This is a genomic window from Neisseria sp. HMSC070F02, from assembly GCF_001814225.1.
Taxonomy (GTDB): Bacteria; Pseudomonadota; Gammaproteobacteria; order Burkholderiales; family Neisseriaceae; genus Neisseria; species Neisseria meningitidis.
The window spans coordinates 25,997-33,794 of the sequence record NZ_KV815496.1 but is presented as its reverse complement, the minus strand read 5'-3'; the positions used below and the strand labels follow the sequence as shown (position 1 = coordinate 33,794).

At 53.5% G+C, this 7,798-nt stretch carries 13 protein-coding genes and 1 pseudogene; 11 read left to right on the top strand and 3 right to left on the bottom strand.

The features are described 5' to 3' along the window. Positions 1-239: 239 nt before the first annotated feature. Positions 240-1,157 (bottom strand): helix-turn-helix transcriptional regulator, encoded by a 918-nt coding sequence (locus tag HMPREF2959_RS10170; RefSeq protein WP_002243898.1) that lies wholly within the window; start codon positions 1,155-1,157, stop codon positions 240-242. A gap of 172 nt (positions 1,158-1,329) precedes the next feature. On the opposite strand from HMPREF2959_RS10170, the gene HMPREF2959_RS10165 reads away from it, so the two are divergent. From HMPREF2959_RS10165 to HMPREF2959_RS10125, 9 genes are all read left to right on the top strand, one after another. After that, on the top strand, positions 1,330-2,130 hold the full coding sequence (locus HMPREF2959_RS10165; protein ID WP_002243899.1) for an ABC transporter ATP-binding protein: 801 nt from the start codon (positions 1,330-1,332) through the stop codon (positions 2,128-2,130). Between the two features lie 47 nt (positions 2,131-2,177). Then, positions 2,178-2,954, top strand: a complete 777-nt coding sequence (gene mlaE / locus HMPREF2959_RS10160; RefSeq protein WP_002219882.1) for a lipid asymmetry maintenance ABC transporter permease subunit MlaE — start codon at positions 2,178-2,180, stop codon at positions 2,952-2,954. A 50-nt stretch (positions 2,955-3,004) separates the two neighbouring features. Next, the gene (gene mlaD / locus HMPREF2959_RS10155; protein WP_002223101.1) at positions 3,005-3,499 is read left to right on the top strand and encodes an outer membrane lipid asymmetry maintenance protein MlaD; all 495 of its coding nucleotides are present in this window, start codon (positions 3,005-3,007) and stop codon (positions 3,497-3,499) included. A 36-nt stretch (positions 3,500-3,535) separates the two neighbouring features. Beyond that, on the top strand, positions 3,536-4,126 hold the full coding sequence (locus HMPREF2959_RS10150; RefSeq protein ID WP_002243900.1) for an MlaC/ttg2D family ABC transporter substrate-binding protein: 591 nt from the start codon (positions 3,536-3,538) through the stop codon (positions 4,124-4,126). A 50-nt stretch (positions 4,127-4,176) separates the two neighbouring features. Continuing rightward, entirely contained in the window at positions 4,177-4,455 is a 279-nt protein-coding gene (locus HMPREF2959_RS10145) for an STAS domain-containing protein (RefSeq protein WP_002218074.1), read from the top strand. Continuing rightward, entirely contained in the window at positions 4,452-5,279 is an 828-nt protein-coding gene (locus tag HMPREF2959_RS10140; protein WP_002214840.1) for an MlaA family lipoprotein, read from the top strand. Before HMPREF2959_RS10145 ends, HMPREF2959_RS10140 begins: the two co-directional genes overlap by 4 nt. 124 nt (positions 5,280-5,403) lie before the next feature. Beyond that, entirely contained in the window at positions 5,404-5,766 is a 363-nt protein-coding gene (locus tag HMPREF2959_RS10135; RefSeq protein ID WP_002243901.1) for a hypothetical protein, read from the top strand. Beyond that, complete coding sequence (locus HMPREF2959_RS10130; protein WP_002214837.1) at positions 5,766-6,149, top strand: acyl-CoA thioesterase; 384 nt, start codon at positions 5,766-5,768, stop codon at positions 6,147-6,149. The genes HMPREF2959_RS10135 and HMPREF2959_RS10130 overlap by 1 nt, the downstream gene beginning before the upstream one ends. Next, the gene (locus tag HMPREF2959_RS10125; RefSeq protein ID WP_002214835.1) at positions 6,146-6,634 is read left to right on the top strand and encodes a peroxiredoxin family protein; all 489 of its coding nucleotides are present in this window, start codon (positions 6,146-6,148) and stop codon (positions 6,632-6,634) included. The genes HMPREF2959_RS10130 and HMPREF2959_RS10125 overlap by 4 nt, the downstream gene beginning before the upstream one ends. Positions 6,635-6,716: 82 nt before the next feature. Here the strand turns inward: HMPREF2959_RS10125 and HMPREF2959_RS10120 are convergent, their stop codons facing one another. Both HMPREF2959_RS10120 and HMPREF2959_RS10115 read right to left on the bottom strand, forming a co-directional pair. Then, entirely contained in the window at positions 6,717-6,845 is a 129-nt protein-coding gene (locus HMPREF2959_RS10120) for an LbetaH domain-containing protein (RefSeq protein WP_002256059.1), read from the bottom strand. Positions 6,846-6,850: 5 nt separating this feature from the next. Next, the gene (locus HMPREF2959_RS10115) at positions 6,851-7,231 is read right to left on the bottom strand and encodes an acyltransferase (RefSeq protein ID WP_002235230.1); all 381 of its coding nucleotides are present in this window, start codon (positions 7,229-7,231) and stop codon (positions 6,851-6,853) included. 9 nt (positions 7,232-7,240) lie between these two features. Between HMPREF2959_RS10115 and HMPREF2959_RS13575 the strand changes: the two are divergent. Both HMPREF2959_RS13575 and rpmE read left to right on the top strand, forming a co-directional pair. Beyond that, positions 7,241-7,368: pseudogene (locus HMPREF2959_RS13575) on the top strand (IS5/IS1182 family transposase); the annotation flags it as partial. A gap of 101 nt (positions 7,369-7,469) precedes the next feature. Next, a complete protein-coding gene (gene rpmE / locus HMPREF2959_RS10110; protein WP_002218070.1) occupies positions 7,470-7,685 on the top strand; it encodes a 50S ribosomal protein L31 in 216 nt (71 codons plus the stop codon). Positions 7,686-7,798 lie beyond the last annotated feature (113 nt).

Genomic DNA, 7,798 nt, shown 5'->3' with positions numbered 1-7,798 from the left:
TCTAACTTTTTGATTTTACATTTATATAACATTTATCTTGCCTTTGGATAAATTGTTTTGTTTTTTGGATTGTTATTCAAAGTTCTCCAAAAGTCTTTTCCTGATTTTGTATGTATCGTGGTAATACTACCATTTTCATTGGTTCCAACAAAAATAAATTTAGATTGACCTTTGGAATCAGTACCCAAAAACTGAACATATCCAGACATGCGGATTTCGGGTTTTAAATCAAATGCGGCTTACCGGTTTTCTTTTTTGGTTTCCGCAGGCGTGCTGCCGAAATATTGCCTGAATGCCTGAGTAAAGCTGGAAACGTGGCGGTAGCCGCACAAATACGCGGTTTCGCCTATGCTTTTGCCCCCGTTTTGCAACAGGTAGAGCGCGTGCTGCATTTGTTTGTGGTGCAGCCACTCGCTTGCGGTAATGCCGAAATGGTCGCGCATACGGCGTTGCAGCGTCCTTTCGCTGATGTTCAGCGCGTCTGCCAGCCGGTTGACTTGGTGTGCGCCGTCGGCAAACGCGGCATTTAGGGTGCGGCTGAAGTCTTCAGACGGCATAGCGTCTGCTTCCGCCGTTTGCCCCGCCGCCGGCCCGATGCCGTCTGAAACCGTGTCCCACAAATCCGACAGCAGCCGCAAAACGTCCGCCTCGCGGCGCAATGTTTCGCCCAAATGCCCCTTTGGGACGGCTTGCAGGCAGGATGCCGCCAAACCGCGCAGGTTTGGGGACAAATTCCATATTCTGACCGGTTCGCGGTAAAGTATGGGTGTAAAACACGCATACTCCGGACGCAGCAGCCATTGCTCCATACCTTTAATTGTCATTTTGACCGTTTTGCCGCCTCGGTAAAGATAGCGGCTGAACAAGACTTCTTCCCCGACAGCAATCAGGACGATCTTGCCACCGTCCGCATCGATTTGGAATCGGCTCCGGTTGATGCCGAAGTTCAAAGAGCCTTCCAGCAACAGCACGAACGACACATAAGGTTCGGCGAGGCGGCTGCTGCAAAAATCACACCGTGCCGTTACTGTGCCGCCGTGGATGGAAATGCCGTTGGACAAAGTATCGAAACGGTAGCTGCCCTCCACATAGCTGCCGCCGCCGCTTTTGACTAGATTGACGAACCGGCTGCTGTTCAAATGTTCTGCTTTTTCCATAGTTTTCTGATAAAGGTTATCATTTGAAAGATAACATTTTTCGCCACAGCAAACAATCCGCCGCCGACAACGGCATTTTCACAACATTTACCGTCCGTATGCCGTCTGAAAATTGCCCGTCTTCCCGATAAGCCTTAAAATACACGCCGTCAAACCTACCGTCCGTCCGTACATGAGCCCATCCCCCTTTATCGAAATGAAAGACGTCGCCTTCGCGTATGGCGACCGCCCGATTCTGAAGAACATCAATTTCAGCATTCCGCAAGGCAATTTTGCTGCCGTAATGGGCGGTTCGGGCAGCGGCAAAACCACGCTGATGCGACTGATTACAGGACAGATTCGTCCGCAGTCCGGGCAGGTTTTGATTGAAGGACGGGATTTGGCGGGCTTTTCGGCTGACGAGTTGTATGAACACCGCCGCCGTATGGGCGTATTATTCCAACACGGCGCGCTGTTTACCGATTTGTCGGTATTCGACAATATCGCTTTTCCGATGCGCGAACTGACACGCCTGCCGGAAGCGGTGATTCGAGATTTGGTTTTGTTGAAACTGAACGCGGTCGGTTTGCGCGGCGTGGAAAACCTGATGCCGTCCGAGTTGTCCGGCGGGATGTCGCGCCGCGTCGCGCTTGCCCGCACGATTGCGCTCGACCCTGAAATTATGTTGTACGACGAACCGTTTACCGGCCTCGATCCGATTTCCTTGGGCGTGATTGCCCACTTGATCAGCCGCGTCAATAAGGCTTTGCGTTCGACCAGCGTTATGGTAACGCACGACATTGAAAAATCTTTGGAAATCGTCGATCAGGTGATTTTTTTGGCGCACGGCGAAATTATGTTCTCCGGCTCGCCGCAGGAAATGCGCGAACTGGATTCGCCTTGGGTGCGCCAGTTTGTCGGCGGGCTGGCAGACGGCCCCGTAGCATACCGCTATCCGGCGCAAACGTCGTTGCAGCAGGATTTGCTCGGGTAAATGAGCAGGTGCCGTCTGAAACCGTTGAACTTTACATATAGAAATTTATGAATTTTATCCGTTCCGTCGGGGCGAAAACCCTCGGCCTTATTCAATCCCTCGGCAGTATTACGCTGTTTCTGCTGAACATTCTGGCGAAGTCCGGTACGGCTTTCGTCCGTCCGCGCCTGAGCGTGCGCCAAGTGTATTTCGCCGGCGTGCTGTCGGTGCTGATTGTTGCCGTTTCGGGGCTGTTCGTCGGTATGGTTTTGGGTTTGCAGGGTTATACGCAGTTGTCGAAATTCAAATCCGCCGATATTTTGGGCTATATGGTCGCGGCTTCGCTGTTGCGGGAACTGGGTCCGGTGTTGGCGGCGATCCTGTTTGCCAGCAGCGCGGGCGGTGCGATGACCAGCGAAATCGGTCTGATGAAAACGACCGAACAGCTCGAAGCGATGAACGTGATGGCGGTAAACCCTGTCGCCCGCGTGGTTGCGCCGCGCTTTTGGGCGGGCGTGTTTTCCATGCCGCTTTTGGCTTCGATTTTCAACGTGGCGGGTATTTTCGGCGCGTATTTGGTCGGTGTAACCTGGCTGGGCTTGGACAGCGGCATTTTCTGGTCGCAAATGCAGAACAACATCACGATACATTACGATGTAATCAACGGTCTGATCAAATCCGCCGCGTTCGGCGTGGCGGTAACGCTGATTGCCGTGCATCAGGGCTTCCACTGCGTCCCGACCTCGGAAGGCATTTTGCGCGCCAGCACGCGCACGGTGGTTTCGTCCGCCCTGACGATTTTGGCGGTCGATTTTATATTGACCGCGTGGATGTTTACAGATTGACAGGGCGTCTGAAGACGAAACGCGGAACATCGGATATTCAAGGAACTTTAATGAAAAAGAACATATTGGAATTTTGGGTCGGACTGTTCGTCCTGATTGGCGCGGCGGCGGTTGCCTTTCTCGCTTTCCGCGTGGCGGGCGGCGCGGCGTTCGGCAATTCCGGCAAGACTTATACCGTATATGCCGATTTCGGCGACATCGGCGGTTTGAAGGTCAATGCCCCCGTCAAATCCGCAGGCGTATTGGTCGGGCGCGTCGGCGCTATCGGACTTGACCCGAAATCCTATCAGGCGAGGGTGCGCCTCGATTTGGACGGCAAGTATCAGTTCAGCAGCGACGTTTCCGCGCAAATCCTGACTTCGGGACTTTTGGGCGAGCAGTACATCGGGCTGCAGCAGGGCGGCGACACGGAAAACCTTGCTGCCGGCGACACCATCTCCGTAACCAGTTCTGCAATGGTTCTGGAAAACCTTATCGGCAAATTCATGACGAGTTTTGCCGAGAAAAATGCCGACGGCGGCAATGCGGAAAAAGCCGCCGAATAAACGTATGCCATCATATTCAAACTAGGACACTTAATCATGAAAAAATCCTCCCTCATCAGCGCATTGGGCATCGGTATTTTGAGCATCGGCATGGCATTTGCCGCCCCTGCCGACGCGGTAAACCAAATCCGTCAAAACGCCACTCAAGTATTGAGCATCTTAAAAAGCGGTGATGCCAACACCGCCCGCCAAAAAGCCGAAGCCTATGCGATTCCCTATTTCGATTTCCAACGTATGACCGCATTGGCGGTCGGCAACCCTTGGCGCACCGCGTCCGACGCGCAAAAACAAGCGTTGGCCAAAGAATTTCAAACCCTGCTGATCCGCACCTATTCCGGCACGATGCTGAAATTAAAAAACGCCAACGTCAACGTCAAAGACAATCCCATCGTCAATAAAGGCGGCAAAGAAATCATCGTCCGCGCCGAAGTCGGCGTACCCGGGCAAAAACCCGTCAACATGGACTTCACCACCTACCAAAGCGGCGGTAAATACCGTACCTACAACGTCGCCATCGAAGGCGCGAGCCTGGTTACCGTGTACCGCAACCAATTCGGCGAAATTATCAAAGCGAAAGGCGTGGACGGACTGATTGCCGAGTTGAAAGCCAAAAACGGCGGCAAATAACCGACAAACCATACCGTCCGAGGGCGGTATGGGTTTTCCGAGCAAACGCTATGCATACAGAACTCAAAAACGGAATATTGCACATCGGCGGCGACATCACCGTCAAAACCCTGACCGCCGCCGCTTTTACCCGCTTCAGACAGCAATGTCGTCTGAAAGACACCTGCGCGGTTGATTTGAGCGGCGTCGGACGCGCCGATTCCGCCTGCGTGTCGCTGCTGCTCGAAGTGCTGCGCGGTTGCAAAGGCAGCGTCAGGCTGACCGGCATTCCCGAATCCGTGCGCGCGCTGTCCGAACTGTACGAAATCAAAGACTGGCTGAAATCATGAAAAAAACCGCCTATGCCTTCCTCCTGCTGATCGGGTTCGCTTCCGCCCCTGCATTTGCCGAAACCCGCCCCGCCGACCCTTATGAAGGCTACAACCGCGCCGTTTTCAAATTCAACGACCAAGCCGACCGCTACATTTTCGCCCCTGCCGCGCGCGGCTACCGCAAAGTTGCGCCGAAACCCGTCCGCGCCGGCGTGTCCAATTTTTTTAACAACCTGTGCGACGTGGTCAGCTTCGGTAGCAATATCTTGCGCTTGGACATCAAACGCGCAAGCGAAGACCTTGTCCGCGTCGGCATCAACACCACTTTCGGTTTGGGCGGGCTTATCGACATCGCCGGCGCGGGCGGCATTCCCGACAATAAAAACACCTTGGGCGACACGTTTGCTTCGTGGGGATGGAAAAACAGCAATTATTTCGTGTTGCCCGTCTTAGGGCCGTCCACCGTCCGCGACGCGCTCGGCACGGGTATTACCTCCGTTTATTCGCCCAAGAATATCGTCTTCCGCACCCCTGTCGGACGCTGGGGCACGACTGCCGTATCCGCCGTCAGTACGCGCGAAGGTCTGCTCGATTTGACCGACAGTCTGGACGAAGCCGCCATCGACAAATACAGCTACACGCGCGACCTCTATATGAAAGTCCGTGCGCGGCAGACCGGTGCAACACCTGCCGAAGGTACGGAAGATAACATCGACATCGACGAATTGGTCGAAAGTGCCGAAACCGGCGCGGCGGAAACTGCCGTTCAAGAAGATTCCGTATCCGAAACACAGGCAGAAGCAGCAGGGGAAGCCGAAACGCAACCTGGAACACAACCTTAAAGCCATGCCGTCTGAAAATCCGTGTTCGGACGGCATTCCCTTCTGTCGGAACGGACAGTCCGAAACCACAGATTGGGCTATAATCTCTTTTTTGCGCATACCGCGCGACAGCAAAGGAAAAACCATGTACGAAGTCAACCGCAGCGTATTCGTCCTCATCCCTTTAGAACCTTTTTGGAACTGGCTGCAAACCCTGCCGGGCAACCACCTTGACGGACTGACCCTCGAAGACATCCAAGCCGACGCGAATTCCTACCTTGTCCGCCCGTGCGAAACCGCCGACGAAGTATGGGACGAAATCGAAACCCGTTTTGAAGACATTTTCGCCGCCGAACTTGCCGACTGGTGCGAAGACGAACGCGAGTGGCCTGCGCTCGATGCCGACATTTTCAACGAATGGTTCGACATCCAGCTTTCTACCGTCATCACCGACCTCGAACACGAACCGCTTGCCCGCGAAGCCTTCCAACCCATCAACCTGAACTGATGAAGCTGACCGTCCGCAACTACCATCTCGACGGCTACGGCCATGTCAACAATGCGCGCTACCTCGAATTTTTCGAAGAAGCGCGCTGGGCGTTTTTTGAAGAACGCGGACTGCTGCACGAGTTGGCAGGCCTCATACTGATTGTCGCCCGCATCGACATCCGATACAGCCGCCCCGCCGTCGAAGGCGACGTATTGCAGTTTTCATGCCGCCTGAAAACCCCCGGCACGCGCCGTATTGTGCTGACCCAGACGATTACACTGCCAAACGGCAAAACCGCCGCAGAAGCCGACATCACCCTGATGCCCGTCCACGCCGCCACACAACGCACCGTCAGCCTGCCCGCCACCCTTGCCCGCGCATTGGAAGCCTTGTCCGAATGAAAAAAATACTCACCGCCGCCGTCGTCGCACTGATCGGCATCCTCCTTGCCATCGTCCTCATCCCCGACAGCAAAACCGCGCCCGCCTTCTCCCTGCCCGACCTGCACGGAAAAACCGTTTCCAACGCCGACCTGCAAGGCAAAGTAACCCTGATTAATTTTTGGTTTCCCTCCTGTCCGGGTTGTGTGAGCGAAATGCCCAAAATCATTAAAACGGCAAATGACTATAAAAACAAAAACTTCCAAGTCCTTGCCGTCGCCCAGCCCATCGATCCGATAGAAAGCGTCCGCCAATATGTCAAAGACTACGGTTTGCCGTTTACCGTCATGTATGATGCGGACAAAGCTGTCGGACAGGCGTTCGGCACACAGGTTTATCCGACTTCCGTCCTTATCGGCAAAAAAGGCGAAATCCTCAAAACCTACGTCGGCGAACCCGATTTCGGCAAACTCTACCAAGAAATCGATACCGCGCTGGCACAATAGCGATGCCGTCTGAGGCGCAAAAAAAACAGAAACGATGTTCCTGTTTTTTTAGATCATCCGCCCCGACACGTTCAGACGGCATTCAACCTTCCGGCAGATTCTTTTTCACCACTGCCGGATTGCCTGCCGCCAAAGAGTAGGGCGGAATGTCTTTTGTAACCACCGCGCCTGCGCCCACGACCGAACCGCGTCCGACGGTTACGCCCGCCATTACAATCACCCTGTGCCCCGGCCAGACATCGTCCTCCAACGTAATCGGACGGATTTCCGTGTAGCCCTCAAAGCGTTTTTTGAACGGTCAAACTTGTGGTTATTTGAATAAAACAGACATTCCGGCTCCATCATCACATTTTTGCCGACCACCAGCCCACGGCAGATTTCACAGTTTGCCCCGATGCCCGAGCCGTCGCCCAAAACCGTATCCGGAAACACATACGCCCCGCGTTCGATATTGACCCCGCGTCCGATATGCGGAGAAACCCGCCGCGCCAAAAAACCGCGCACCCGTCTGCCGACGATGCCGATGCCGCGCATATGTGACGGCGGCAACCCCGAACCGGCAAAACGCAGCAGCAGGAAAAAGAATTTTGATCCCATCAAACCTCCCTCAAAAGAACTTTTTATAGTGGATTAACAAAAATTAGGACAAGGCAACGAAGCCGCAGACAGTACAGATAGTACGGCAAGGCGAGGCCAACGCTGTACTGGTTTTTGTTAATCCACTATACATTTTATCGAATATACTCTTGACGTAACAACAGAAAATAGAGAGAATGTCGGACTTGTCTGTAGCATAGGTACATCCCCTATGCCCGCTTTTTTGAAAGGAAATCAAATGAAACAAGGTATTCACCCGAACTACCACGAAGTCAACGTTACCTGCTCTTGCGGCAACAAATTCGCAACCAAATCCGCGATGGAAAAAGAAAACTTCAATATCGAGGTTTGCTCCCTGTGCCACCCGTTCTATACCGGCACCCAAAAAATCGTTGATACCACCGGCCGCGTGGACAAATTCAACAACAAATTCGGCAACCTGTTCAAACGCTGATTGCCGCTTTGCAAGAATTAAGCCCTGCCATCATTTCGATGGCAGGGCTTTTTAATATTTGGCACACTGACTTCTTATCTATATAGTGGATTAACAAAAATCAGGACAAGGCG